Origin of the sequence: Aquimarina longa SW024 (assembly GCF_001401755.1) — a bacterium.
Taxonomy (GTDB): domain Bacteria; phylum Bacteroidota; class Bacteroidia; order Flavobacteriales; family Flavobacteriaceae; genus Aquimarina; species Aquimarina longa.
The window spans coordinates 78,007-103,695 of record NZ_KQ474105.1 but is presented as its reverse complement, the minus strand read 5'-3'; the positions used below and the strand labels follow the sequence as shown (position 1 = coordinate 103,695).

Sequence of the window (25,689 nt, the reverse complement as noted above, 5' to 3'; positions counted from 1 at the left end):
TTAGTCATCACAGAAAGTTTGTGAACGCTACAGCAACTTTGTAGACATCACAGAGATTTTATAGACACTACATTGGTTATTCTAGATTTGATCTGGAATCTATTTAAAGTATCAAATTATATTTTTTTATCATTGCTTACAATATTTTGCAAATAAGACAGCTATACAAAAATCAAAAAGTACAGAACATCTATATCTTACCCTATACGTTCTATGCTATTCTGTTAGAAACAGCAGATACCATTACAGGGTATTTGATCGCAGACATTAACCATTTTAACACTTTTGATCCAGCAGTGTTTCCTGAAATCTTACCCGAAACGATAAAGCAAAAAATAACTGATGCTTTTACAGAAGGTAGTAATATCGCTGGTATAACTCAGTTAAATATCAAAACCAAAAAGGTGCATCTAGAGATCGAAAATTGTAAAAAGTATCTCGATGATCTTAAATATTGGGCAAAAAAATCCTTTATCGATCAACCTGCAATACAAAAGCAGTTTGGAGTTAATCGTATTGCAAATATTTTTAGTAGTCAACCTAGGTTAATACAATTTATGGAAAACCTATCTGAAACTATAAACACCTATCGTACGCAACTAGATGCTGCTGGTACTCCTTCTACATTACTAGACAAAGCAGCACCATTATCAAAAGCTTTGCGGGATGCCAATACAGCACAAGAAAACCAAAAAGGTAATCGCATGATTACTACAGAAGCGCGGGTTCAGCACCTTAATAGCCTGTTTGAAATCTTAAGAAGCAGTAGCAGTACTCTATAGAGATGAACACGTAAAACGAGCACTCTATCGAGTATCTAAAACGACCAATACCCAACCTGAGCAATCAGGATTGGGTATTTTTTAGACCCCCGAGAAAAGTCCTGCTTTTATTAAAAAGGTGGGGCTTTTTATATTCATACCATTTATCAATACTTTTGGTTTATAATTCAAACAGCAAAGCATTATAACAACATTAAAAAAACTATGGGAGTTTTTGACTTTTTAAATTCTAAACCTTCAGTCGAGAAACTGACTAAAAATCTAGTAAACTATGTTTATAACAGTGTTCAAAGCGAAAAAGGTGTTCGAGTTGAAGATGCCCTTTGCGTAATAGCAACAATTGTAGCCGAAAGGTGTATTAAAATTGCTAATGAATTTTCAATCTATGAACACGATTATGAACCAGGATCGCCAATGTTTTCAGAAAAAATTAATGAAATCCTTGTTGGCCCAATAAATGTGGAAGATTGGAATGACTTACCAGAAGAATGTGTTTTCTCAAGAATCAAAAGAAAAATAAATTCTCATTTTAGCAAGAGTCCTTTTCCCTCATTAAATGCAATTTTTGAAGTTTATGCTGCGAATATTGGAAAATCAGAATGGGGTAATATTACCTTAAGTATACCTGATGAGAATAAGCCTTTTTTATTGCCTTTACGAGCTGGATATGAAACAAGAAAATACATTGATGAAAATATTAATCTTGAAAGCGATGAAAAAACATTACGAATAGTAATAAATGCTATTTGCCGTATTTTAATAGAAACCAAAAACATCTTAGATCCGTCTGTTTCTTTAACTTTGATATTTGAAGTAATAAACGGAATGTCTAAAACCGCAACAATGACAGACAAAAGAATGGAGAATTTACAAACGGAAATAGAAAAACAATAAATAATACCTTAATGAAATCAAAAACGATAAAAGTCTTATTCATTTCAAGTATAGTTGGACTTTATTTAGCTTTTTATTTCAGGTATTTTTCTGGAACTCCTCTTTTTATTGATGGTATTCTAAAAACAGGTATTCTTACGCTTTTAATTCTTTCTATTATTCTTATTCTGAAAGAATCAAATCGGAAACAAAAAATAATTCAATTCACAATTTTAATTGCTTGTATTGCAATTGGGTTATTTGGCGCTTATAGTATTGAGAACAGCCAAAGTGGCAATGCTACAAGAACTTATCTGTATGGTGAAGTGGAGTAAAATAAGTATTATGAAAAATATCTTGTAACATTTTGCTCTGCTATGACATATATAGTAAACATGATTTGTAATTAGAAACATTAATGGGAGTAAAAACTGAAAACATAAAAAAAAACTATCTTATTCCAATAATAAAGCTATTAATACTTGGTTTATTTATTACAGTTTTAGTTCGTGCTTATAATAACATACACTTCTATTCGGCTATTAACATAGAACCAAATAGCGGATTATTAAACTATCTAAAAATCATAACTAAAACATCTTACTTTAGATCGATATTAATATTCCTGATTCCTTTTGTTGGTATTTTTATTAATAGAAGAATTGGATGGATATTAATAACATCCTTTTTCTTTTTCTTGCTTTCTACTATTATATTTAACTGGAATTATAAAGAGTTCTTTAATAGAATAGATTTTTTTGTATGTATAATTTTTACTGCCATTATTCTATTGTTTATTGGTATAATGAATATAAAGGAAATTAGTAATCTAAAATATGGAATAGCAAAAAGCGAACTGGTAAGTAACAATATTATTGCTTCAATTATCGGAATGTCTATAACAATTATTATGGCACTAACCTAAGTGAATAAATTTTAAACCCTATGAATAAATGGCAATAAAATCTCAAAACACAGAAACGCATCATTTTTTTCCAAGCGGACATTGGGAAGGTTTTTATTGTTATAGCGATTCTCCCAAGCAACATAAAATGGCTATTGAACTGTGCTTTACAAATAATACTATATCTGGATCAGGAATAGATGATGTTGCGCCTTTTACCTGGAAAGGAAACTATAACTTAGATAGTTTTAAAGTTGAAATGATCAAAACCTATGCTACTCATCAGATTTCATATAAAGGAGATGCAGACGAAAATGGTATTTGGGGTATATGGAATGATTTAACAGATTTAAGTAAACATTTTAGCCCTAAAATGATAGAAAACATTATGCAATCATCTCTAAAACTTAAAATGAAAGGTGGATTTCATATATGGCCAAAAAAGAGCAGTAGTAACCATAATGAAGCAGTTGAGAAACAAGCTATTGAGTCAGAAAAACTAAAAGAAATATATATTGAGGTATTTTAATATTAAATATAAACGTGAGTTGTAAAACAAACACGAAATAATTGTCTTACAGTCAACTGTGATTTGCAAAATAAAAAAACATCCTCATCTAGCCTATCCTTCAAAAAGAGAGGAACCAAAAGTCCCTCTTTTGAAGAGGGATTTAGGGAGATGTTTTTTAACTTTATAAGTTTAATAAAAAATCCCCTAATCAATGAAGAAAAAAATAAGTACTGAGGAATTTGAAAAACTAGAACATAAAATTTGGTTAGAATTTCTTGAAAACGCAACACAATTAGATATCTATAAGTCTGTCATAACTTCAAATTTTGATGGCAATAGTTTTTTATGCAACTGGATAAAAGATAATCCCAAAATAGACAAAGCAATTATTCTGGTAGTCTATTGGATGTCTGCTCCAAGATGGAAAAAGAAGTTCTTAAACCGAGAAGATTATCTCGAAAAAGAAGGATATGGCATTGATGGATTTGATTTTGTAGAAGAAATTGAAAAAAAATATATAGCCGGGTTTTATAAAGGAAATGAAATTATTTTTAATCCAAAAAGTGATGTCGAAGCATATGATTGGACAAGTGATTATTTGGATGAAATCGTAGTTAGAGAAATTCCTGAAATTATGTTTAAACCCACAGAGGGAAAGATCGAGCTAAAAGAATACCCAGAAGATTTTGATGAAGGATTACCTATAAGTCCAATTAACTACGCTCAAAAAGTATATGATATCTTTGATGAGTATGATGTGGAGTAAAGTTTATAATAAGGTGATGTATTGTATAAAACCTTATTATATAAAAAAAGATATTCTAATCTATTATCTCGTACTCCTAATTTTAGATTGATATTAACAACCTAAATAATTTTAAAAAAAAATTAAACAATTAAAGTAACATTTTGCCTTGTTACAACATATATAACTATATAAAACAATAAAATTAAATAAAAAATGAGAAAAACAATTTTCACAATAGGAGTAATAATTGGGATGTTAAATTTTGGGTTTAGTCAGAATCAGATCCATCAATCAAATGGCAATGTTGGAATTGGGACAGAAAACCCTGAAGCAAAACTTCATGTAAAAGGTCCAACGCGATTTACAAATGGTAGACTAACACAATCTGGGGATATGCCAAATGATAATAACGCATTATTTATCAACACTTCAACTAGTGGTTATGGGATTTATTCTAAAGGAGGTCTGGATACTCATTATGCCTTTCATTTCGAAAATCAGGCAGGTGAGTCAATTATACTTGGAAATGGTAATGGAAATATTGGAATAGGAGTAACTGCTCCACAAGCAAAACTTCATGTAAAAGGCCCAACACGTTTTACTAATGGTAGACTAACACAATCTGGGGATATGCCAAATGACAACAACGCATTATTCATCAATACTTCAACCAGTGGTTATGGAATCTATTCTAAAGGAGGTCTGGGTACTCATTATGCCTTTCATTTCGAAAACCAAGCAGGTGAGTCAATTATACTTGGAAGAGGTAACGGAAATATCGGAATAGGAACAATAGATCCCAAAGGATGGAAACTAGCTGTAAACGGTAAAATAAGAGCTAAAGAAATTAAAGTAGAAACAGAATGGGCGGATTTTGTCTTTTATGACGACTACAAACTACCAACCTTAATCGATGTAGAAAACCACATTAAAGAAAAAGGGCATTTAAAAGATATCCCAAGTGCAGAAGAAGTAAAAGAAAATGGAATTTATCTTGGTGAAATGGATTCTAAATTACTTCAAAAAATTGAAGAATTGACACTTTACACAATCCAACAACAAAAAGAGATTAAAAAGCAAGCTAAAAAAATTGAAAATTTAGAATTACTAAATAATAAACTTCTTGAGTTACAATCCAGATTAGCTAAATTGGAATCTAAAAAGTAAACCATTTGTTGCTTTAAATAGTATTAAAGCTTAAATCCGCATTATGCATTAGAACTTCGTTATGAAGCTTGCAAATGCAATAAAATATAATGTTTCATCAAATTCAGCATAGCAGTTTACCTTGAGCTAGGTCGAAGGGCTACCGTTAATTTGAGAAGCTTAACAAAGTGCTATATGTCGAAGCAGTTTCGAGCTGTAGTAGATTTGCTAATGCATAATGTGGGGCAAAAATTAAATACAAAATAATCAATATATTAAAACCTACCGCTTTGTACTAATTCTTATATTAGAAAATTAATACTACTACAATTAACAGAGATCGATGATTCCAAAAATTAATAAATACGATTTTTACTTATATAGTGATTTTAGAAATGGAGATAATCCTCATGCCTTGATCCAATTGATTGCACATTCAAATGAATTTCTCGATGAAATCAGTTTAAGTGCCGAAGAACAAAAAGCAGTATCAAAAAGAGTTGAACTTTGTGAAATATTATATGAAGATGAGTGGGCTTCTAGAAATGGAAAGATTCAATTCTTTTTTGACTTTACAGAAAGAAAATTCGTTGAAGAGTACTACAACAAGTTAATCTTGTATGCAAAGGAATTTAATTTTGAATCCGAAATTCCTAATTTAGAAAAAACAGTAGCGTTTTACATTGAGAATGAAATCGAAATAAAAGAACTCGCAGAAAATCAAGATGATGATGATTGGTTCGATAAAGTCCAAACTTTAGAAGCTAAATACAAGTATTATTACTATGCTGTAGAAAAAATTGCACACCAAATTGTAGCGAAACCCGATGATTTTTGTAGAGATGAAGAAGGTAAATCTATTGATCCAAATTATACTGGGAAATATAAAGATTATTTAAAAAACGGAATTCTTAAGCGTGAATACTCAGTAGTAAATGGACAAATATTAGGCGAATTTATTGAATATGATAATACAGGAAATAAGCGAAAATTATCTATTAAAGATGGGTACTTTGATGAAGAAATAATTAAAAGCTGGTATGATAATGGTCAAATTGAATTCGAAAAAATAAACTCATCCGATTATATATATTGGCACAAAAATGGGCAAAAAGAGACAGAACGAATAGGCGATGTTCTCAAAAAATGGGACAACCAAGGGAATATAGTACAATAACCAATTGCAAATACAAACTGTTACTCTAACCAATAATAATAAATAAAGAGAAGCAATTTATTAGTGTTATTTCAAAGTTAAAATCGTATTAACATTACAAATACGTACAGATGAACGAAATCTACGAACCAAAATTTGTCGAAAAACTATTTGATAAGATGAGTAATTCGTATGCCAAAGTAAATTATATAACATCATTTGGGTTTAGCGAAAGATGGAGACGCCAATGCGTTGAGGAAATTAACATTGAAAAAGGTAAAACAGTTGTTGATCTAATGACTGGTATGGGCGAATGTTGGAAACATATTCTTAAAAAGAGTGACCAAAATTTTACACTAATCAGCCTTGATTTTTCTACTGAAATGATACATCGTGCAGAGAAAAATAAATTGAAATTTAAAAACGCGACAATTGAAGTGTTAAAAGAAAATGTCTTTGACAATTCTATAAAAAATCAAACGGCAGACTATATTATTTCAGGATTTGGATTAAAGACATTCAATAATAAACAACTTAGTGATTTGGCTAATGAAATTGACCGAATTTTAAAACCAAATGGAAAATTTTCGCTTATAGATGTTTCTGTACCAAAAAGTAAATTTATAAGACCGTTTTATATGCTTTACTTAAAAAATATCATCCCAATTTTAGGAAAGATGTTCTTAGGAAGCCCAGAAACTTATAAAATGTTAGGAATTTATACACAACAATTTGTAAATGCAAAGAATGTACATCGAATTTTTGAACGACCTAATTTTGAAGTAGAATATATAACCTATTTTTATGGTTGTGCTAGCGGAATTAAAGGGCGAAAAATAAAATAACCATTGATAAAATTGATTCAAGCTAACAACATAAATTAACAATAACCTATTATTATAGTTAAGATTCAAGACATCAAAAAAAGAGAATCCACTTAATTTTAGAATAACAATATGAAAAAACATGTACTTGTAGCATTTTTCATAGTTTTGGTAAACAATAGCTGTATAGCCCAAAATAAAAATCCAGATAACTTTTTACCTGAAGGATATGTCGTTTTTCAAAAAATTTATGGCGATCTAAATAAAGACGGCTTAGAAGATTGTATTATAATTACTAAAGGAACAGACAAGAACAATTTCGTAATAGACGAATACCGAGGAGAATTAGATAGAAACAGAAGAGGTATCATTGTTTTATTCAATAAAAAAGATCATTATGCATTAGCTTCTAAAAACTACAGTTGTTTTTCTTCTGAAAATGAAAATGGAGGTATTTACTACCCTCCTCAGTTATCCATAGCTATTGAGAAAAATAAGCTTTATATTCATTATGCTCACGGAAGATACGGCTATTGGAAATACACATTCAGGTTTCAGAATTCTGATTTTGAACTTATCGGTTTTGATGCTAGCGCTAATCATGGCCCAATAGTGAATAGAGAAATAAGTATTAATTTTTTAACCAAAAAAGAATTGATCATAGAAAACACTAACGAAAATACCGAGGAAAGTGGAGATGAAATCTTTAAAGAAACCTGGAAAGAATTAACTATAAATAAACTTCTAAAATTATCTGAAATTAAAGATTTTGATGAACTCGATTTATATACTTATTGAAATGTAAAACTGCTAAAAACATTGTATTTTGTATATCACAACAAAGTTTAGTATCAAATACTATAAGTAATTTTTCAAAAATATTTTCAAATACTAAAAAAACATGAATAGCATATTCAACATCTTACTGCTTTTGATACTACTAATCAATTTTTCGTGTGGACAAAAAACACAAGCAACTACAGAAATGAAAAATAAAAGCCATATTACTTGTGATAACTTTGATTGTCTTGAAAAAAACAAAAATAAGCACGCCACTGTAAAAGGAAAACTTAGAGCGTTTACTCCAAACAAACAAGGTAAAGGAGCTGGACATATGTTTTGGGATTGGGAAATACTAATAGCTGATGATGTTGCAATACCAGTAATAAGTAAAAATGAAAAGCTGGATCTTTCTGTATACAACAATAAAAACGTGCTCATTGAAAGCTCTATATTTTATGGTATCGTAATAGGAGATCCTGAGGGACAAAATGCAACAGGATACAGAATAGACGCCTATTCAATTCAAGAGTAAACGATACAAAACATGAAAATTCATATAGAAACAGAACGATTAATTATCAGAGATTTAGAGAACTTTGATGCACAAGGAATCTTTGACTTGGATTCTGATCCAGAAGTTCATGAGTATTTAGGTAAACACCCTATAAAAACAATCCAAGAAGCCGAAGAAGTAATCAATTTTATTCGAAATCAATATCTGGAAAACGGAATCGGTCGTTGGGCAGTTATTGATAAAAAAACGAATGACTTTATGGGTTGGACAGGGTTAAAATATGAGCAAAAACTGAGAGAAGACATGAGTTACTATGATCTGGGATATAGACTCAGAAAAAAGTATTGGGGAAACGGAATAGCTACCGAAACAGCAATCGAATCTCTTGCTTATGGTTTTGATAAACTCAATCTAAAAAAAATTTGTGCCGCAGCAGATGTAAATAATATAGCGTCTAATAAAGTGTTACAAAAAATAGGGCTTCAATTTATTGAAACTTTTGATTATGAGGGGAAACCTCACAACTGGTATACAATTAGTAAATCGGAGTGGGTAGCATCAAAAAACAACAGATAACACGTCTTTTTTATTATTTTTAAACTACTAAAACATCAACATAAGTATAGTTTAAAATACGTTATAAAATGTAGTTGCTATAACATCCTTTACCATTATCTAAAACAACAGACAATAATCGTTTTTCTTCTTTTACCTTAAAATTAAACGGAAGAGCTGATAAGTGTACACCACTTTCTTTTTTTAGTCTAATTCCTTGTCCAGAAATAATATCATTATTGGGTATAAAATCCCCTTCAGGGATATGTTCTGTTACAATAACATATTTAAAATCACTTAACTTATTCACTATGCTTTGTACTTCTGCATTTGATAAATGCTGTAGCACTTGCCTTAATAGAACACAATCTCCAGAAGGTAAATCATCTACAGCAATATCCAAACAATGGAATTCTAAATTTTCTTCCTTAAATTTTTCTTTATTATAGGTTATAAGATCTGCTACGATATCTACTGCGATATAGTTCTTAGTATGTTTTACGAATTCTTTTCTTACATTAAAATCTCCACAACCCAAATCACATACCGTTAGCGGATTTTTAAACGATATCAAAAATGATGTCACAACATCTATATATGGGTGTATGATATCAGAACGATACGATCCTATACCCGAATAAAAATCAAATTTGTTACCTCCCCAAAGTTTCATTTCATAAATCTACTCCATAGCATCTTTAGTGGATCAAGGCTTTTTTATTTTTTTAGTCTCATTATTTTCCTTCTTCATAAACAGGCTATTGATCTATATAATGCTTAAACAAACGTACAAATTATAAATAAAACTAATTGAATATATAGATAGTATTCGAGTATTAGAGATCATCTAATTATTTTTTACCTTAGTCATTGTCTCAACCAGAACTAAAAAAACAATATAGAATAGATTACAAGAAAAGAAACATCATCAAAAAACAAATAAACATGAAAAATATAATACTATTACTGTTCATAATTGGAATTCAATCAAATATATCAGGACAAATAGACACATTATCTGTACAATCCATAGAAGGTATCACTAGTAAAATGATAGCATTGATATCTGGAGACATAGGAGAAAAAAGAAATTGGGATGCTTATAGGAACTTGTTTTTACCAAGAGCTCAAAAAATATCAATAGGAAAAACAAAAGATGGCAAAAGTAAAGTACGCGTAATGAGCTTAGAAGAATTTGTAAGAAATGTAGGACCTCTATATGCCAAAAATGGATTTGAAGAATATGCTATTGGATTAACAATAAATGAGTTTAACGGAATAGCAAACGTATTTCAGAGTTATTATTGTAAAAACCTAACGGGTACTTATGAAAAGAGAGGAATCAACAGCTATCAATTAGTATACTCCAAAAACAGATGGTGGATTGCAAGTACTATGTTTACCAATGAAACCAAAGACTCACCGATACCAGATAAATATCTATTTAAAAAATATAAGACTAAGGGGGCAAAAGAATAAAATGTACGGCTTTCAATAATATTCAATTATCAGGTAACATTTTACACTATTGTGACATATACTTATGATGTAAAAAATAAAATTTAAATTTTGAGATTAGAACAGAATTATCGAGGAGAAAAGCGAGTTTTTCTTATCATGCCTAGTGGATTAAAAGTGTCTGAAAAAAGTTCATTTGGAACAAGCAACCGAATAATTCCATTTGAAAATATTTCTGACGAATTTGTTTCATTAAAGTTTAACCCTATTCATTACTTACTTATTATAGTATTATTTGTTTTAATAGTGTTCTCGTTTTTAGTTATAAAAATGTATAATGTTGATAATTTGGGGAAAATATATGGAGTGATTTTAACATTTCTTTTAGGTGGAGTTGTTGGGATCATTAACTTTAAAACCAGTTCAACCGTTCTTAAATGTTACGATTGTGAAGGAATAGAATTTTATAAAAATGCTCCAACGAGAAAAGAAATGAAAACATTTATTCAAAAATTGTTCAATCATAGAAATGATTATTTGAGCAAACGATTTAATAAAGTTAATCCTAATTTGAGTTATGACTACCAATATTCAATGTTTCATCATTTACTTTTATTAGAAATTATTGATTTAGAGAGATTAAATTTGTTAATTAAAGATCTAAACGAATCTTATAAATCAAATATAGTCCCATTTAGTAAAAATTGAATCAAATACGTAGTTTTATAATCTACTCAAACATAGAATAACATTTCACTATTATATCTCTAGACTTATATCAACTTACAGTAAATAAATCAGACTACATATAAATGATAAATAATTTTATAATCATATTATTGATATCTGCTTCTCATTTGGTATTTGGGCAGAATTACTCTTACAAATCTAAAAAATATGGTATTGAAGTATTTGAATATTTAAAGAAAAAAACTGAAAAAGATTCTATTTCATTAGACCAATTTATATTCTATAGCAAACCGTTTTCAAAATGGGATATTAGACCATTAAAAAGTAATAAAGTATGGGCAATAGATACTATTCATTCTGCAAGTACGATTCCAAATTTTATTTGGGGAAGTCTTGCCAAAAAATATCATCTAACTACAAAAGAAGCATCTCGTAAACCTAATGATTTTTTGAATGAAGGTATATTAAATGTAAATAAGTATTCAAACTTCGTCAACCACAATATTCTAAAATTTAAAGAATTATCAAAAAAAACACTTGAATCTTCAAATAAAATTTTCCTTAACCAAAGTCTAATAAAAAGAATTGATAATATTTATAAAGAAAATAACACCTATTGGAGTTATAGAATACCCAAAGATTCTCCTTTTCCTTTATCTAATAAAATTATACGATTAAAGAATACGAAATTTTCAACTCAACAAAATGAGATTTTAAGTCTGCTTTCTCAATTAAACATTTATTCTGCATATAAATCTAACAAAGGAATATTTTTTCTCATTGATGGTTTTACAGATAATTCATATGGCTATTTCTACACTCTTGATGGATACATGGAAACAGATAATAATTTATTTGAAATCATGAGTTACAAAAGAATAAATGCTAATTTTTTCTATTATACGGCAAATTAAAAATCAGATCCGTTTTATAAAAACAAATTCTCCAGTAATCTAGGAGGTGCATTAAAAAAGAATCTCCTCTCAAAAAAATCAATATCACTGTTACTCCTCATCATTACTAACAAACCTAGACTATCTTTATTTTTTTTAAAATAAAAGCAAAAAAAATGCAATAGATTAAAAAAGTATCGTCTTTTTAATCAAAGACCCGTTATAAAAGGTTTAGATGAATTCGGAATCAGAAAACAGTAAAAAACTTAAGGACTTTTTTGGTAGAGAATATCAATCATTGAAGATATATGTAAATACCAAAATAAGAGACACTGCCGCCCATCGAAATGCAGAAGATATTATTCAGGACGTTGCCTTAAAGCTGTTCACTGGAGCCGACAGATATGCACCCATAAATAATGTAGCTGGTTTTGTATACAGGTCTATCAAAAACAGGATCATTGATGTGATGCGAACAACCAAACAAACGGAACCCATAGATACTAACGATGAATATCTGGGCTTAGCAGAAATGTTACATCAAGCATCAGATTACAATACCTCAGAAAAAATGATCCCTGTTTTAAAAAAATGTATTCAGCAATTAAAACCGTGGTATAGAGATATTATTATAGCTGTAGACTTTGAAGGATACTCCTATAAAGAAATTTCTAAAGAAACTGGAATCCCAGAAGGAACATTAATGTCTAGAAGACATCGGGCAATAGGAATATTATACAAAAAATTAGAGTTAGAACTTATAAAACATAAAAATTAATACATCATGATGAATTTTTTCACCCATAAAATGAGAAAAAGATCTCCAATAGAAATTGTAGGAATAATCATCTTTGGAGCCATAGCCATAACTGGATTAGTCATTTTATTTGGCTTCATAATTATGTGGTTATGGAATTGGTTAATGCCCGATATTTTTGGATTAACCACAATTACGTACTGGCAGGCAGTTGGTATATTTATATTGTTTAAAATTTTACTAGGAGGTTGTGGTGGCAGTAGTAGCAGTAAAAAATCATCTAAAAGCGATGAATCTAAATGTAAGAATGATTCTAAAAGCGATTTTTCGAAATGGAAACACTATGATAAATTTTGGAAAGAAGAAGGTGATGAATTATACGCACAATACCTCGAACGACTACAATCTAACAAAACTGAAGAGAACAAATCAGATTCGGATACCGAATCAGAATAATATGAAATCTTATTCTTTTTTTAATTTTTTACTATGGAGCTCCTAATATTTCGAACCGATATTAAATCAAAACAAAAAGTGAAAGATGTAACACCTATACTCGATAAACATTCTGGAATTTTAAGATGGTCAATAGATCTTGAAGATATTGATAATGTACTTAGAATCGAAGCTGTTTCTCATCTTACAGAAGAAGAAATCATTAAATTGATTCGGGTACATGGTTTTTATATCAACGTATTAACAACCTGATTTAGATTTGTACTCGAAATACAAATAGTTAATTATAAAAATCGGTAGATCGTATTGATTTGTATGTGTATCGTATTTTAATATTTTTCGATAATAGGGGTAACATTATGCCATGTTAAGACATATATTTGTAAATCCAAATTTTATAAACATGAAAAAATCAATTACGGTATTATCTATTTCCTGATTAACCCTTACATTAAACGCTCAATGGAGTGATGTTGGAAAGAGTTTAACAACCACTGACCATGTTGGTATTGGAACCTCTAACCCATCTGAAAAACTTGACCTTAGTGTTCATAAATATTATAACTCTGCTAATGAAAATGGAATTAAGCTAGGAAACTCAAACGAAGCTAGTGTTAATAATAATGCTTCACATTCATTTTTATTCAAAACCTTAGGTGATGCTAATGGAATTAGATTAGGGATAATTCAACAAAGTAGAGTTAAAGATGATATAGAAGTCTTATCTATTAAAAATGATAATATAAGAATTGGCACAACAAACCCTGCTGAAAAGCTTGACCTCAGCATAGATAAATATTACAACTCGGCTAATGAAAACGGAATCAAATTAGGAAACGCTAATGAAGCTAGTGTTGATGAAAACAAATCACATTCATTTTTATTTAAAACTTTAGGTGATGCCAGTGGGATTAGATTAGGAATAATACAACAAAGTAGAGTTAAAAATGACATAGAAGTTTTATCTATCAAAAATGATAATGTAGGAATTGGCACAACAAATCCAGATATGAAACTATCTGTTAAGGGACAAATACATGCCGAAGAAGTAAAAATTGATCTAAGTGTTCCTGCTCCTGATTATGTTTTTAAAAAAGATTATGATTTAAAAAGTATTGAAGAAGTAGAAAAATTCATCCTTAAAAATAGTCACCTTCCTGAAATTCCATCAGCAAAAGATTTTGAACAAAATGGAGTATTTTTAGCTCAAATGGATATGAATCTTCTTAAAAAATAGAGGAACTAACATTATATACAATCCAACAACAAAAAGAAATCTTACAACTAAAAAAACAGAATTCGAAAATAGAAAAGCAAGAAAAAGAAATTGAAAAATTGACTTTGCTAGTTGAAAAATTACTAAAATCCGAGAAATAAAAAATTTCTTAATTAACTTTATCTAAAAATATGTGTTGAAAATTTTATATCCTTCCTTAATCAAAAGGAATCCTTTCTCTATCAAAGTATTATTCAAAAAAAACAGAGTTCATCAAATTTAAATCTAATAATTTTTTAGATAAATCCTCTCTCATCAAATTGTATACATATTACGTTTTTTTAAAATTTTACTTAACTAATTTTTTAATAAAAAGAGAAATTAAGTAGCTTTGGTTTAATAAAATGTAATACTATATTAAGATAACATTGCTCAAATAGTTTGTTTTTGATACCTCTATACAAACATCTTGATTAATAACACTAACTAAAGCTTAAATTAGTATTTATAATATTATTTAAAAATGAATAAAAGTGTATTATTAGCGATAATAAGTGTTTCTTTCTTCTTCCCAAAAATAGTAGAAGCTCAGATAAATGAAGATAAATTAGGCGCATGGTATATGTATTTTTTTACTACAACATTTAAAGAAAGTTCATGGGGAGTGCAAGGAGATATTCAATACCGTAATTGGGATCTTGGAGGGGACCTTGAACAATTACTTCTTCGTGGAGGGATAACCTATAAACCTAAGAAAGCTGATGTTAAACTAACACTTGGGTATGGAAATATAACCACTGGTAGATACGGTAATAGCAATTCTACAACAATGGAAAGTAGAATTTATCAAGAAGCCTTATTTCCGGTTCAGTTTGGTAATCGTCTCTATACCAATCATCGATTTCGTTTCGAACAAAGATTTGTTGATGATCAAGATTTTCGAACAAGGTATCGATATAATTTATTTTTAAATATCCCTTTGAATACTATAAAAATGGATAAAAAGACCTTATATATTGCCTTTTATAATGAGATTTTTATTAATGGTCAACGAAGTATTGGAGGTGAAAAAAGAGTAGAGTTTTTTGATCGAAATAGATTCTATGGGGCGATTGGATATATCATAAAAAAAGGATTAAAGGTTCAAATGGGTGTTATGAACCAAACCACAAATAATTGGAGTAAAAATCAGCTACAATTAAGTCTTCATCAAAAATTTTAGTATTACAAAATTGAGTAAAAAACTTCTAATTAGTTATTGGTATGTATACTTTCGGTAAACAAAGAAAAAACTAATGAAGCAGTCAGTGGTTTCCCATTGGCTTTTTCTCGAATCATATCGAATGTATATCTAAAACTGCATCCGTTTTTGTATGCACTGCAACCATATGCTGTTTTTCCTTTGATCACCGTTCCTTCTTTACAAATGGGGCATGACATAGGATTAGGAATCTCATTGGTAGTTTGAGACTTTATAGTTTTCTTTTCTTCAAGATGTAATTGAAATTGATCGTCAAACCGAAGTAATCCTTCTTTATTACCATCAGCAGTTTTAAACCCTTTTAAGTTAACAGTACATCCTTTTTGTAATAGGCGTATATACTGCTTCTCTGATATTTTTTTGCCCTCAAAAGAAAAAGGTAACATAAAATCACAGCCACTTTTATAAGCACTACATCCATAAGCAGTTTTTCCTTTTAAAAGTTTCCCTTGCTTACATTTGGGGCATGATTGACTAGTAACAGTTTCTACTTTCTTTACTTTTTTTGAGGTAGATTCCTTACTTGTTATAGTATGAGAAATATTGGCTCGTATTTTTTCGGTACGTACTTCATACACTAAATGATCTACCATTTTTTTCATGTTCTTGATAAAAGCACCTGCATGAAAATTTCCTTTTTCAATCTCTTTTAGTTGTTTTTCCCATTGTCCAGTAAGTTCCGCAGAAGTAAGCAGCTTATTTTGTATCGTATCAATAAGCTGTATCCCTGTTTGAGTAGGCAGAATTTGCTTTTTATTTCGTTTCATATATTTTCGTTTAAAAAGCGTTTCGATAATATTAGCCCTCGTAGAAGGTCTGCCAATACCGTTTTCTTTCATCAATTCACGCATTTCATCATCATCTACCTGTTTTCCTGCCGTTTCCATAGCACGCAATAAAGTTGCTTCGGTATATTGATTAGGCGGTTTGGTTTCTTTTTCTAAAAACGAAGGTTCATGTGGGCCTTTTTCACCTTTTTCAAAAGAAGGTAACATTCCTTTTTCTTTTTTCTCTTTAGAATTAGGAGTTTCAAAAACTACTCTCCAGCCTTTTTCCAGAATTTCCTTTCCCGTAGTTTTAAAAGTTACTGTATCTGCCTTACCGATTACCGTTGTATTGGCTACCGAACAATCATCATAAAATACGGCTATAAATCGTTTGGTAATACTATCATATACCTGTTGTTGGTTGTATTGTAAATTGATCTCAACTCCAGTCGGAATAATAGCATGGTGATCTGTTACTTTTTTATCATTAAAGATTTTTGTAGATTTTTTGATCTTCTTCCCTAGTATAGGTTCCGTCAGGTTTTGATAATTCGTTAATTTCTTTAATATTCCAGGTACTTTGGGATACACATCATTTGGTAAAAAAGTAGTATCTACTCTGGGATAGGTAACTACCTTTTGTTCATATAATTTCTGAGCTATTTTTAAGGTTTCATCTGCCGAGAAGCCAAACTTGGTATTACAATACACCTGTAATCCTGTAAGATCAAAAAGTTTGGGAGCATACTCTTTCCCTTTTTTCTTGGTGATGGATACGATCTCAAAATCACTTTCTTTTACCACCTTGGCAAAAGCTTCTCCTTCTTCTTTTTTTAAGAATCTTCCTTCTTCACAATTAAACAACGTATCTCTATATACCGTTTGTAACTCCCAATACGGCTGAGGCTTAAAATTCTGAATCTCTTTAAACCGTTTAACCAGCATTGCCAATGTAGGAGTTTGTACCCTACCAATAGATAATACCTGCTTATAGCCTCCATGTTTAACAGTATATAAACGTGTAGCATTCATACCCAATAACCAATCTCCTATCGCTCTCGAAAAGCCTGCATAATATAAATTATCATAGTGTGCAGAAGGCTGTAGTTTTTCAAAACCTTCTTTGATCGCTTCAGTAGTCAATGACGAAATCCATAGGCGTTGTACTTCTCCCTGGTAATCTGCCTGATCGATAACCCATCGTTGTATCAACTCTCCTTCTTGACCAGCATCCCCACAGTTGATAACCACTGTCGCCTTATCAAACAACTTTTTTATAATACCAAACTGTTTTTTGATTCCTGAATTATCAACTACCTTGGTTTTAAACTTATCGGGTAACATAGGGAGGTTGTTAAGATCCCAACTTTTCCAATACGGTTTGTAGTCGTTTGGTTCAAATAGTGTGCAGAGGTGTCCAAAAGTATAGGTTACCGCATACCCATTACCTTCATAATATCCATCACATTTGGTATTAGCTCCTAAAACAGAAGCAATTTCACGGGCAACACTTGGCTTTTCGGCAATACATACTTTCATAGCTAAACACAAAAATAGTTAAAATATAGTAAGACCATAATTCTAATAAAAACAACTTAAATTTATATCATAGTATATATAGTATAATGATATTACGTTTTATAACTTTGATAAGAAAAAATCAAGAAAATAAGTGACCTATAGTGAAATCATAGAACACCTTTATGAAATAAAGGATCCAGAAAAAGTAATTTTTAAAGAAAAGAAATTTGGGATCATTTCAAACAATTCTTTAGGAATCTACCATAAAGAATTAAAGGTAATTGCCAAAGATATTGGGCGTGATAATACACTTGCCATACAACTTTTTGATAGTGGTATTTATGAGGCTCGGCTTTTATGTAGTAAACTATTTCAACCAAAAGATATTACCGAGCCATTAATGGAAAAATGGGTGAAAACTTTTGAAAACTGGGAGATCTGTGATAGTTTCTGTATGGGATTATTTGCAAAAAGTGAATTTGCACTTACAAAAATATTAGAATGGACAGAAAGAACTCCTGAATTTGAAAAAAGAGCAGGTTTTACAATCATGGCTTCATACTGTATGGCAGATAAAAAATCAACCAATGATTTATTTGAGCAATTCTTCCCCATACTAAAAAGAGAATGTACCGATGAAAGGTTGTATGTTAAAAAGGCCGTAAATTGGGCATTAAGAAGTATTGGAAAACGAAATATTGATCTGCGTAAAAAAGCTATTGAAGTTGCTAAAGAGATGTTAGCAATTGAAAGTAGTGCTGCAAAATGGATTGCAAAAAATGCCTTGAATGAATTGCAGAAAGATACCGTTAGATCCTCTGATTACCCAAGAGCAGTGTATCGAAAACCTTAAATAAGTAAAAACTTCTGTTTTTGAAATCATAAATATATAACCGATCAAGAGGTTAAAAAAACTTCTTCATTCTCTGGTTTTAATGACAATTATCATAAAAAACACTATGCTAATACAGTATTTTTGATACTGTGATAGCATCATTTACACATAAATTAATTGCCACAGTATTAGCTACGATCATAGTAACATATAATATGAATACGGCTATTATTATTGTTGATTTTTTGATTAATCAAAAAACAATAGCAAAAACACTTTGTGTACAAAGAGAAGCCCCCAAAGGTTGTAATGGCAAATGCCAACTTAGCAAAAGTCTACAGAAGTATCGAAGTAAAAAAAATAGCAAAGCTCCCATGCAGCAGTATAAAAGGATGGCTGCAGAATTTTGCTATATACAACCAATGAATAGTATTTATTTTATCATAACTCCTAAAACTACTGCTATAGAAGTTATAGATAGCACAACATATAGTATAATTACAAAATATTATGATATAGATATCCCTCCTCCTATTTTGGGATAAACCTTTTTTAATAAATCATAAATAGTATTACACCTTTTGTCCTAACTCACAAACAAGGTTAAATAGCTATTCAGTATAGCCAAACTATACTTACATATAAAAAACATAAAAAGTTTAGTGTATTACTAAACCCCTTTTTTATGTAATACCAACTACTATTTGAAGTAGACAAAATACTCATTCATTCTTATGTACAGCGTATTACACAAAAACCAATACCTATAAACAAATGAAATTAAAATATATAGTACCTGTTTTACTACTCGCTTTATTCACTTCTTGTTCCTCAGACGATGATGACGAAGCAGTACCCCCAGTAAATGAAGTAGAAAATCTTATAAAAGTAAAAGATATTACTAATGACACCCATACTATAGAAGTATACACCAAAAGCGGAAAATTTTATACTGGATACAACGATATTAGTATTAGAATCAAGGATAATACTGATAACAAATATATAGAATCAGCAGTAATCAACTGGGATCCTATGATGCAAATGGAAACAATGAGGCATTCTTGCCCAAAATCTGCTGTATCAAAAGCATCAGATAAGAATACGCTCTATAACGGTTTTATCATATACCAAATGACAGGAATGAACGGTTCTGGCTGGTCATTAAAAATCATGTATACTGTAGACAACCAAGAGTATGAGGCAGAAGACACTATCACTGTTGTACAAAGTGAAAAACAAAATGTAACTACTGTAACAGGTAGTGATGACACAAGATATATCCTAGCATTAATTGAGCCTACAACACCTAAAATCGCTGTAAATGATATCACAATTGGTCTTTATAAAATGGAAAACATGATGATGTTTCCTGTAGTCAAAAACTATACAATAACACTAGACCCGCGTATGCCATCAATGGGAAATCATAGTTCTCCAAATAACAAAGATTTACGATACAATAACACCAAACAAAAATATGATGGTAAACTATCATTAACCATGTCTGGATATTGGGTATTAAATCTAAAGCTTATTGATGATAAGGATGTTATACTAAAAGGCGAAAATATCACAGAAAGCCACATCCAAAGTAGCTTATATCTGGAAATAGAATTTTAATAAATCAAAGGTCGAACCTTAATTTAACAAATATAAGGTTCGACCTCATCTTCTTACATAGTACTATTATGAAAAGGTCAGTTATACTATACATGAGCTTGCTTATTTGTACAATTACTTTTGCGCAGGATCAAGCTATTGACAACAAAGAAACAGATACACTTATAACACATCTCGATGAGATCAAAGTAGTTGGAAGACATAAACTTAGTAATTATCGACAGAAAAAAACACTCTCTAGTATCGATGCATATTTAGAGAAATCTAATCGGATAACTATGATCAAAAGAGGAAACTACGCATGGGAACCTACTCTAAACAATATGGTATCTGATCGCTTATCGGTAACCATTGACGGAATGCAGATTTATGGCGCATGTACCGATAAAATGGATCCCATAACCTCGTATGTTGATGTATCTAATCTAGAAAAGGTAATCGTTACCTCTGGACAAGAAGGAACAGAGAACGCTAATTGTATTGGTGGTGGAATCGATCTTAAACTTCCCGAATCAAAATACTACAACTCAGGTATAAAAAGCAGCTTTGATTTAGGCTACGAAACTAATGGAAATTACAAAACCGCTGGAGTAGACCTTGCCTACTCTAGTAACAAATTATACCTAAGTGGGGATGGTATCTATCGTAAATCTGATAACTATGATGCAGGAGACAATGAAGAGATTAAGTATTCACAATTTGAAAAATATAATATATCGCTACAGGCAGGATATAAATTATCTGATCATGATAACATTGATGCTACGATGATATATGATGAAGCAACAGATGTTGGCTACCCTGCGTTACCAATGGATGTATCCCTAGCCAAAGCTACTATAGCTTCTGTAGCATACTCCTATAATAATGATGCTGTTTTTGTAAAAAACTGGGAAACAAAACTCTATTTTAACACCATTACTCATATCATGGACGACTCTAAACGTCCCGATGTACCTATACGAATGGATATGCCTGGTTGGAGTGATACCTATGGGATGTACTCTAAACTAAAAGCAAAAGTTAAAAAACATAAACTTAGTCTTAACCTCAATGCTCATTATAATCGCTCACTAGCAGAAATGACAATGTATCCCAATGATCCCAACGAAAATATAATGTTTATGTATACCTGGCCAGATATCAGAACAGTATACAGTGGTATTTATGCCAAAGATGAATTTGATATCAGCACCAAAGAAAAACTAAATCTAAGTGCCAGAATTGGATATCAAAACAACACTGTCAAAAATGAAACTGGGTTAGAAAGTTTACAAATTTTTTATTCCCAAATTAGCGCCTCAAAGAGCAGATTATTAACCAGTTTTTCTGCCAATTACTTTGTAAAGCATAAAAAAATTGACTTCTCTTTTGGATTAGGGTACGGAGAAAGAGCCCCTTCGGTGAGTGAAGGATATGGATTCTTCTTATTTAATAGTTTTGACAATTATGACTATATCGGAAACCCTACTCTAAAAAATGAAAAATCTACAGAAATAAACTTCAAAGCCCACTACCATCAAAAACGTTTTAAAGTAGGAATCGAAGCCTCTTATTTTCATATATATGATTATATTATTGGTCAAACCGACACATCTTTAAGCCCTATGACTATTGGAGCTAATGGAGTCCGTATTTATAACGCTTTACAATACGCATCGATATATAATACTTTTGTAAATATTTCATATACCCTACATAAAACCCTATCTATAAATGCTTCTGTAGGATATCATTATGGACAAGGAAGTGATGACAATAATTTACCCCTTATAAGTCCAATCTCTTATCTGGCAGAAATCAATTACTCATTAAAGAATTTTAATGCTGCTTTACAACTAAACGGAAACACAAATCAGGATAACCATAGTATATTTTATGGCGAAGATCAGACCCCTGCATTTGCTATTTTAAATCTAAATCTAGGAAATACCTTTTTTATCAAAGATCATAGATTAGTCCTAAAATACGGGATAGAAAACATCTTTGACACTCACTATTCTACCTATGCCGATTGGAATAACATCCCAAGGCAGGGAAGAAATTTTTATATCAATACCTCGTATGTGATACAATAAATAGTAGTGGTAACGTAAATTAATATAAAAAATTAAAAACCCTTATCGATAGGGGTCGATTTCTAGATAAGGAGAGCTAAATAGATTCTAGATCAAGTCTGGAAAGGACAGAGTTACACCCCAAATTAAGCCAATAGTGTCGTTAACATCAACACTGATAAATCTTTAATAATTGATTTTCCTTTATCTTTATTGTACCAGATTTGTAGGTTTTTCTTAAAAACCTCATCTATTTTTCCATATTCATTTTTATATGCTGTTACCAATTCTGTAGCGGCCTTTGATCTAGAACCCCAAGTGTGTAAAACGTTATTATTCTGATCTACAATTATAAGCTTTGGTATAGATTGGGTTCCACTTGTCAAAAATTGATTCATCAGATCGATATTCTCATCTCTAAGCACAATTTTTAACGTTATAAAAGGGGTTGTCTCCGCTATTTTATGGAGAACAGGAATAGTTTGCGCCCCATCTGCACACCAACTTTCTATAAGAATCAGCCACGTTTGTTTTTCTTTTATCTTCTTAAAAACGATACGATCCTCTTCTGTAAGCGCAATAGTTTTATCTAATCTCTTCATTCTCCGTGAATTTAACCTGGTAAAATTCACTCGCGCATCTGTTTGCTCTTTCCCTGTAGTTTGTTCTTTGGCAACAAGCTTTTCTATCAGCTTACTATATTCGGGATATGTGATTCCTTTATCAATACTTTCTTTTAATAATGTATTCATTGTATAGCCTTTAGTGTTATGTATATGCAGAGGTTATATTAAACTCATTGTCAACATTATAATACCCTCCACGGTTTTCTTTTCTTTCGAGAGATTGATGAATAATTAAATGCGCTACATTAATCATGTTTCTCAATTCACATAATGCAGTATTTACCTTTGATTTCCTATACAACTCATCAACCTCATTATAAATAAGATCCAAATGTTTGATTGCTTTTATTAATCTATTATTACTTCTTACAATACCCACGTAATCTCGCATCAAAGCTTGTAATTGCTTCAGGTTATGTTGTATTAGAATATGTTCTTTAGGAATAACCGTTCCTTCATCATTCCATTCTGGGATAGCCACCTGTATTGATGATAACTGATGTGTTACATGATAGGTATAGATATTATGTGCGTATACCAATGCTTCTAATAACGAGTTTGATGCTAATCTGTTTGCGCCATGTAATCCCGTTCTAGAACACTCACCACATGCAAATAGATTTTTTACAGAAGTTCTTCCTTCAGTATCTACAACGATACCACCACACAGATAATGCGATGCTGGTACTACAGGGATCCAATCTTTTTTGATATCGATATGATGGGTTAGGCATTTTTTATAAATGTTCGGAAAATGGGATTTAAAGTCTTCAATATCTATATGTGTACAATCGAGAAAAATATGAGTATCTCCTGATTTTTTGAGTTCACTATCTATACTTTGCGATACTATATCTCTTGATGCTAATTCTGCTCTATCATCATACGCTAGCATAAATCGATGTCCATCTTTATTACGCAAGTATCCTCCAAAACCTCTTACGGCTTCAGAAATCAAAAATGAAGATCCCTCTTGCGTATCATATAGTGCAGTGGGATGAAATTGAATAAACTCCATATCTTTTATCAATGCCTTGGCTCTATATGCCATTGCTACACCATCACCTGTAGCAATTACGGGGTTTGTAGTATGCCCATATACACAACCTACTCCTCCTGATGCCAATAGTGTGCTATCTGCTTTAATGGTTTCTATATGCTTTGACTTTTGATCTAACACATATGCACCATAACAAGAAATATTATGTGTATCTGAAGCCTCTAGATGATGATCTGTAATGAGATCTATAGCAAAATGATGTGCCAAGATCGTGATATTTGGTAATTGATGAGCACGGTTTAATAATGCTCTTTCTACTTCATATCCTGTGATATCTTTATGGTGTACCACTCGATATTCTGAATGTCCTCCTTCTTTTCCTAAATCTAATGTACCTTGATCATTACTATCAAAATTGGCTCCCCAATCTATTAATTCTTGTAATCGTTTAGGGCCTTCCTTAATCACAAGTTCTACTACTTGTTCATTACATAACCCATCTCCTGCCAATAGTGTATCATCAATATGTTTTTGAAAAGAATCTTCTTTGGCATCCAACACTACTGCTACACCTCCTTGAGCGTATTTGGTATTGGATTCATCTTCATTTGCTTTGGTAACTATAGTAACCGTTTTATCGGTAAATCGTTCTGCTATTTTTACTGCAAATGTTAACCCTGCTACCCCAGAACCAATTACTAAATAATTTGTATGCATCATAACGTACTATTTAGATAGTTCTAACATACGTTTAATAGGGACTAATGCTTTTTCTCTAATACCAGAATCAACATCAATCTGTGGGCTTTCATCATTCAAGCAGTCATATAGTTTCTGTAAAGTATTTACTTTCATATAACCACATTCGCTACATGCACACGTATTATCTTCTGCTGCTGGAGCTGGTATCAATATGGTATTAGGAACCTCTTGCTGCATCTTATGTAAGATCCCTGCCTCTGTAGCTACAATAAATTTTTTCTCAGGGTGTTTTTTAACATAATTAATCATACCAGAAGTAGAACCAATATATGTTGCTGTTTTTAAGATATGCTCTTCAGATTCTGGGTGTGCAATAATTACAGCATCAGGGTGTTCGTTATGTAATTCTAAAAGTTTATCTATACAAAATGCTTCATGCACAATACAGCTACCATCCCACAATAGCAACTCTCTACCTGTTTCCTTCATAATATATTTACCCAGGTTTTTATCAGGAGCAAAAATTATCGGTTTGTCTTTGGGTATAGATGCTACTATTTTTAATGCATTAGACGATGTACAAACAATATCTGTCATGGCCTTAATCTCTGCACTACAATTTACATAAGTAATTACTTTATGATTAGGATGTTTCGCTACAAATTCTTTAAATAAATCTGGAGGACAAGAATCTGCCAATGAACATCCTGCACTTAAATCCGGTAGTACTACTGTTTTTTCTGGGTTTAATATTTTTGCTGTCTCTGCCATAAAATGTACCCCTGCAAAAACGATAATATCTGCATCTGTTTCTGCTGCTTTTTGCGACAACCCCAAACTATCTCCCACATAATCAGCAATTTCTTGTATATCAGGCGTTTGATAATAATGAGCCAAAATCACTGCATTTTTTTCCTCTTTAAGTTTTTTTATTTTTTCTGTTAAACTCACCTTAGTATCGTATTTATTTCTCTTACAAACTTATACGAACACAGCGTTAATAAATATGACTTAAATCATAATTATCAAGA

The 25,689-nt window shown here is 30.9% G+C and carries 28 protein-coding genes and 2 pseudogenes; 24 read left to right on the top strand and 6 right to left on the bottom strand.

The genetic code is table 11. From position 1 onward, the window contains the following. Nucleotides 1-146 precede the first annotated feature (146 nt). The 12 genes from N456_RS20565 (at nt 147) to N456_RS20510 (ending at nt 8,817) form a co-directional block, all read left to right on the top strand. Nucleotides 147-782 (top strand): hypothetical protein, encoded by a 636-nt coding sequence (locus tag N456_RS20565; RefSeq protein WP_062061429.1) that lies wholly within the window; start codon nt 147-149, stop codon nt 780-782. 204 nt (nt 783-986) lie between these two features. After that, nucleotides 987-1,676, top strand: a complete 690-nt coding sequence (locus N456_RS20560; protein ID WP_062061426.1) for a hypothetical protein — start codon at nt 987-989, stop codon at nt 1,674-1,676. A gap of 11 nt (nt 1,677-1,687) precedes the next feature. Then, nucleotides 1,688-1,990 (top strand): hypothetical protein, encoded by a 303-nt coding sequence (locus tag N456_RS20555; protein WP_062061423.1) that lies wholly within the window; start codon nt 1,688-1,690, stop codon nt 1,988-1,990. 83 nt (nt 1,991-2,073) lie between these two features. Beyond that, nucleotides 2,074-2,580, top strand: a complete 507-nt coding sequence (locus N456_RS20550; RefSeq protein ID WP_062061420.1) for a hypothetical protein — start codon at nt 2,074-2,076, stop codon at nt 2,578-2,580. Nucleotides 2,581-2,608: 28 nt separating this feature from the next. Next, on the top strand, nt 2,609-3,088 hold the full coding sequence (locus N456_RS20545) for a hypothetical protein (protein ID WP_062061417.1): 480 nt from the start codon (nt 2,609-2,611) through the stop codon (nt 3,086-3,088). A 193-nt stretch (nt 3,089-3,281) separates the two neighbouring features. Then, entirely contained in the window at nt 3,282-3,836 is a 555-nt protein-coding gene (locus N456_RS20540) for a DUF4274 domain-containing protein (RefSeq protein ID WP_062061414.1), read from the top strand. 195 nt (nt 3,837-4,031) lie between these two features. Then, a complete protein-coding gene (locus N456_RS20535; RefSeq protein ID WP_062061411.1) occupies nt 4,032-4,985 on the top strand; it encodes a hypothetical protein in 954 nt (317 codons plus the stop codon). A gap of 322 nt (nt 4,986-5,307) precedes the next feature. Continuing rightward, the gene (locus N456_RS20530; RefSeq protein ID WP_062061408.1) at nt 5,308-6,141 is read left to right on the top strand and encodes a toxin-antitoxin system YwqK family antitoxin; all 834 of its coding nucleotides are present in this window, start codon (nt 5,308-5,310) and stop codon (nt 6,139-6,141) included. A gap of 110 nt (nt 6,142-6,251) precedes the next feature. Continuing rightward, the gene (locus tag N456_RS20525; RefSeq protein ID WP_062061405.1) at nt 6,252-6,965 is read left to right on the top strand and encodes a class I SAM-dependent methyltransferase; all 714 of its coding nucleotides are present in this window, start codon (nt 6,252-6,254) and stop codon (nt 6,963-6,965) included. Nucleotides 6,966-7,076: 111 nt separating this feature from the next. Beyond that, complete coding sequence (locus N456_RS20520) at nt 7,077-7,742, top strand: hypothetical protein (RefSeq protein ID WP_062061402.1); 666 nt, start codon at nt 7,077-7,079, stop codon at nt 7,740-7,742. A 103-nt stretch (nt 7,743-7,845) separates the two neighbouring features. Further along, nucleotides 7,846-8,259: a hypothetical protein gene (locus N456_RS20515; protein WP_062061399.1), complete on the top strand. Its 414-nt coding sequence runs from the start codon at nt 7,846-7,848 to the stop codon at nt 8,257-8,259. A 12-nt stretch (nt 8,260-8,271) separates the two neighbouring features. Then, nucleotides 8,272-8,817 carry a GNAT family N-acetyltransferase gene (locus tag N456_RS20510; protein WP_062061396.1) on the top strand — a complete coding sequence of 182 codons (546 nt, stop codon included), beginning with the start codon at nt 8,272-8,274 and terminating at the stop codon, nt 8,815-8,817. A 51-nt stretch (nt 8,818-8,868) separates the two neighbouring features. Here N456_RS20510 and N456_RS20505 read toward each other — a convergent pair. Further along, nucleotides 8,869-9,487 (bottom strand): annotated as a pseudogene (locus tag N456_RS20505) (class I SAM-dependent methyltransferase). A 254-nt stretch (nt 9,488-9,741) separates the two neighbouring features. Between N456_RS20505 and N456_RS20500 the strand changes: the two are divergent. The 6 genes from N456_RS20500 (at nt 9,742) to N456_RS20475 (ending at nt 13,302) form a co-directional block, all read left to right on the top strand. Further along, a complete protein-coding gene (locus tag N456_RS20500; protein ID WP_148639395.1) occupies nt 9,742-10,275 on the top strand; it encodes a hypothetical protein in 534 nt (177 codons plus the stop codon). Nucleotides 10,276-10,365: 90 nt separating this feature from the next. Continuing rightward, the gene (locus N456_RS20495) at nt 10,366-10,962 is read left to right on the top strand and encodes a hypothetical protein (protein WP_148639394.1); all 597 of its coding nucleotides are present in this window, start codon (nt 10,366-10,368) and stop codon (nt 10,960-10,962) included. A gap of 104 nt (nt 10,963-11,066) precedes the next feature. After that, entirely contained in the window at nt 11,067-11,858 is a 792-nt protein-coding gene (locus tag N456_RS20490; RefSeq protein ID WP_062061388.1) for a hypothetical protein, read from the top strand. Nucleotides 11,859-12,072: 214 nt separating this feature from the next. Next, nucleotides 12,073-12,615, top strand: a complete 543-nt coding sequence (locus N456_RS20485; RefSeq protein WP_062061385.1) for an RNA polymerase sigma factor — start codon at nt 12,073-12,075, stop codon at nt 12,613-12,615. Between the two features lie 6 nt (nt 12,616-12,621). After that, nucleotides 12,622-13,050, top strand: coding sequence for a hypothetical protein (locus N456_RS20480; RefSeq protein ID WP_148639393.1), 429 nt, complete (start codon nt 12,622-12,624; stop codon nt 13,048-13,050). 33 nt (nt 13,051-13,083) lie between these two features. Continuing rightward, nucleotides 13,084-13,302 carry a hypothetical protein gene (locus tag N456_RS20475; protein WP_062061380.1) on the top strand — a complete coding sequence of 73 codons (219 nt, stop codon included), beginning with the start codon at nt 13,084-13,086 and terminating at the stop codon, nt 13,300-13,302. Nucleotides 13,303-13,848: 546 nt separating this feature from the next. Here the strand turns inward: N456_RS20475 and N456_RS25285 are convergent. Then, the gene (locus tag N456_RS25285) at nt 13,849-14,004 is read right to left on the bottom strand and encodes a hypothetical protein (RefSeq protein ID WP_338021440.1); all 156 of its coding nucleotides are present in this window, start codon (nt 14,002-14,004) and stop codon (nt 13,849-13,851) included. A gap of 55 nt (nt 14,005-14,059) precedes the next feature. Between N456_RS25285 and N456_RS25280 the strand changes: the two genes are divergently transcribed. Both N456_RS25280 and N456_RS20465 read left to right on the top strand, forming a co-directional pair. Then, nucleotides 14,060-14,287: a hypothetical protein gene (locus tag N456_RS25280; RefSeq protein WP_062061377.1), complete on the top strand. Its 228-nt coding sequence runs from the start codon at nt 14,060-14,062 to the stop codon at nt 14,285-14,287. A gap of 502 nt (nt 14,288-14,789) precedes the next feature. Beyond that, nucleotides 14,790-15,488, top strand: a complete 699-nt coding sequence (locus N456_RS20465; protein WP_082422611.1) for a DUF2490 domain-containing protein — start codon at nt 14,790-14,792, stop codon at nt 15,486-15,488. A 29-nt stretch (nt 15,489-15,517) separates the two neighbouring features. On the opposite strand, the gene N456_RS20460 is transcribed toward N456_RS20465, so the two are convergent. Then, nucleotides 15,518-17,833: a type IA DNA topoisomerase gene (locus N456_RS20460; RefSeq protein ID WP_062061375.1), complete on the bottom strand. Its 2,316-nt coding sequence runs from the start codon at nt 17,831-17,833 to the stop codon at nt 15,518-15,520. 133 nt (nt 17,834-17,966) lie between these two features. Here N456_RS20460 and N456_RS20455 point away from each other — a divergent pair, with 133 nt between their 5' ends. The 4 genes from N456_RS20455 (at nt 17,967) to N456_RS20440 (ending at nt 22,351) form a co-directional block, all read left to right on the top strand. Further along, complete coding sequence (locus tag N456_RS20455; protein WP_062061373.1) at nt 17,967-18,668, top strand: DNA alkylation repair protein; 702 nt, start codon at nt 17,967-17,969, stop codon at nt 18,666-18,668. Between the two features lie 131 nt (nt 18,669-18,799). Beyond that, complete coding sequence (locus tag N456_RS20450; protein WP_062061371.1) at nt 18,800-19,195, top strand: hypothetical protein; 396 nt, start codon at nt 18,800-18,802, stop codon at nt 19,193-19,195. Between the two features lie 229 nt (nt 19,196-19,424). Beyond that, the gene (locus N456_RS20445; protein WP_062061369.1) at nt 19,425-20,273 is read left to right on the top strand and encodes a hypothetical protein; all 849 of its coding nucleotides are present in this window, start codon (nt 19,425-19,427) and stop codon (nt 20,271-20,273) included. 68 nt (nt 20,274-20,341) lie between these two features. After that, nucleotides 20,342-22,351, top strand: coding sequence for a TonB-dependent receptor domain-containing protein (locus N456_RS20440; RefSeq protein ID WP_062061366.1), 2,010 nt, complete (start codon nt 20,342-20,344; stop codon nt 22,349-22,351). Nucleotides 22,352-22,476: 125 nt separating this feature from the next. On the opposite strand, the gene N456_RS20435 is transcribed toward N456_RS20440, so the two are convergent. The 3 genes and pseudogenes from N456_RS20435 to nadA all read right to left on the bottom strand — a co-directional run. Beyond that, nucleotides 22,477-23,082, bottom strand: coding sequence for a thioredoxin family protein (locus tag N456_RS20435; RefSeq protein ID WP_062061362.1), 606 nt, complete (start codon nt 23,080-23,082; stop codon nt 22,477-22,479). Between the two features lie 16 nt (nt 23,083-23,098). Next, entirely contained in the window at nt 23,099-24,676 is a 1,578-nt protein-coding gene (nadB, locus tag N456_RS20430; RefSeq protein ID WP_062061359.1) for an L-aspartate oxidase, read from the bottom strand. Nucleotides 24,677-24,682: 6 nt separating this feature from the next. Further along, nucleotides 24,683-25,615: pseudogene (nadA, locus tag N456_RS20425) on the bottom strand (quinolinate synthase NadA); the annotation flags it as partial. Nucleotides 25,616-25,689: the final 74 nt, after the last annotated feature.

Bases quoted from the DNA above. Each gene is read 5' to 3' on its own strand.
- N456_RS20560 (WP_062061426.1), top strand. From the start codon at position 987: ATGGGAGTTTTTGACTTTTTAAATTCTAAACCTTCAGTCGAGAAACTG.
- N456_RS20555 (WP_062061423.1), top strand. From the start codon at position 1,688: ATGAAATCAAAAACGATAAAAGTCTTATTCATTTCAAGTATAGTTGGA.
- N456_RS20550 (WP_062061420.1), top strand. From the start codon at position 2,074: ATGGGAGTAAAAACTGAAAACATAAAAAAAAACTATCTTATTCCAATA.
- N456_RS20545 (WP_062061417.1), top strand. From the start codon at position 2,609: ATGGCAATAAAATCTCAAAACACAGAAACGCATCATTTTTTTCCAAGC.
- N456_RS20540 (WP_062061414.1), top strand. From the start codon at position 3,282: ATGAAGAAAAAAATAAGTACTGAGGAATTTGAAAAACTAGAACATAAA.
- N456_RS20535 (WP_062061411.1), top strand. From the start codon at position 4,032: ATGAGAAAAACAATTTTCACAATAGGAGTAATAATTGGGATGTTAAAT.
- N456_RS20530 (WP_062061408.1), top strand. From the start codon at position 5,308: ATGATTCCAAAAATTAATAAATACGATTTTTACTTATATAGTGATTTT.
- N456_RS20525 (WP_062061405.1), top strand. From the start codon at position 6,252: ATGAACGAAATCTACGAACCAAAATTTGTCGAAAAACTATTTGATAAG.
- N456_RS20520 (WP_062061402.1), top strand. From the start codon at position 7,077: ATGAAAAAACATGTACTTGTAGCATTTTTCATAGTTTTGGTAAACAAT.
- N456_RS20515 (WP_062061399.1), top strand. From the start codon at position 7,846: ATGAATAGCATATTCAACATCTTACTGCTTTTGATACTACTAATCAAT.
- N456_RS20510 (WP_062061396.1), top strand. From the start codon at position 8,272: ATGAAAATTCATATAGAAACAGAACGATTAATTATCAGAGATTTAGAG.
- N456_RS20500 (WP_148639395.1), top strand. From the start codon at position 9,742: ATGAAAAATATAATACTATTACTGTTCATAATTGGAATTCAATCAAAT.
- N456_RS20490 (WP_062061388.1), top strand. From the start codon at position 11,067: ATGATAAATAATTTTATAATCATATTATTGATATCTGCTTCTCATTTG.
- N456_RS20485 (WP_062061385.1), top strand. From the start codon at position 12,073: ATGAATTCGGAATCAGAAAACAGTAAAAAACTTAAGGACTTTTTTGGT.
- N456_RS20480 (WP_148639393.1), top strand. From the start codon at position 12,622: ATGATGAATTTTTTCACCCATAAAATGAGAAAAAGATCTCCAATAGAA.
- N456_RS20475 (WP_062061380.1), top strand. From the start codon at position 13,084: ATGGAGCTCCTAATATTTCGAACCGATATTAAATCAAAACAAAAAGTG.
- N456_RS25285 (WP_338021440.1), bottom strand. From the start codon at position 14,004: ATGTCATTTTTAACTCTACTTTGTTGTATTATTCCTAATCTAATCCCA.
- N456_RS25280 (WP_062061377.1), top strand. From the start codon at position 14,060: ATGAAACTATCTGTTAAGGGACAAATACATGCCGAAGAAGTAAAAATT.
- N456_RS20465 (WP_082422611.1), top strand. From the start codon at position 14,790: ATGAATAAAAGTGTATTATTAGCGATAATAAGTGTTTCTTTCTTCTTC.
- N456_RS20460 (WP_062061375.1), bottom strand. From the start codon at position 17,833: ATGAAAGTATGTATTGCCGAAAAGCCAAGTGTTGCCCGTGAAATTGCT.
- N456_RS20445 (WP_062061369.1), top strand. From the start codon at position 19,425: ATGAAATTAAAATATATAGTACCTGTTTTACTACTCGCTTTATTCACT.
- N456_RS20440 (WP_062061366.1), top strand. From the start codon at position 20,342: ATGAAAAGGTCAGTTATACTATACATGAGCTTGCTTATTTGTACAATT.
- N456_RS20435 (WP_062061362.1), bottom strand. From the start codon at position 23,082: ATGAATACATTATTAAAAGAAAGTATTGATAAAGGAATCACATATCCC.
- nadB (WP_062061359.1), bottom strand. From the start codon at position 24,676: ATGATGCATACAAATTATTTAGTAATTGGTTCTGGGGTAGCAGGGTTA.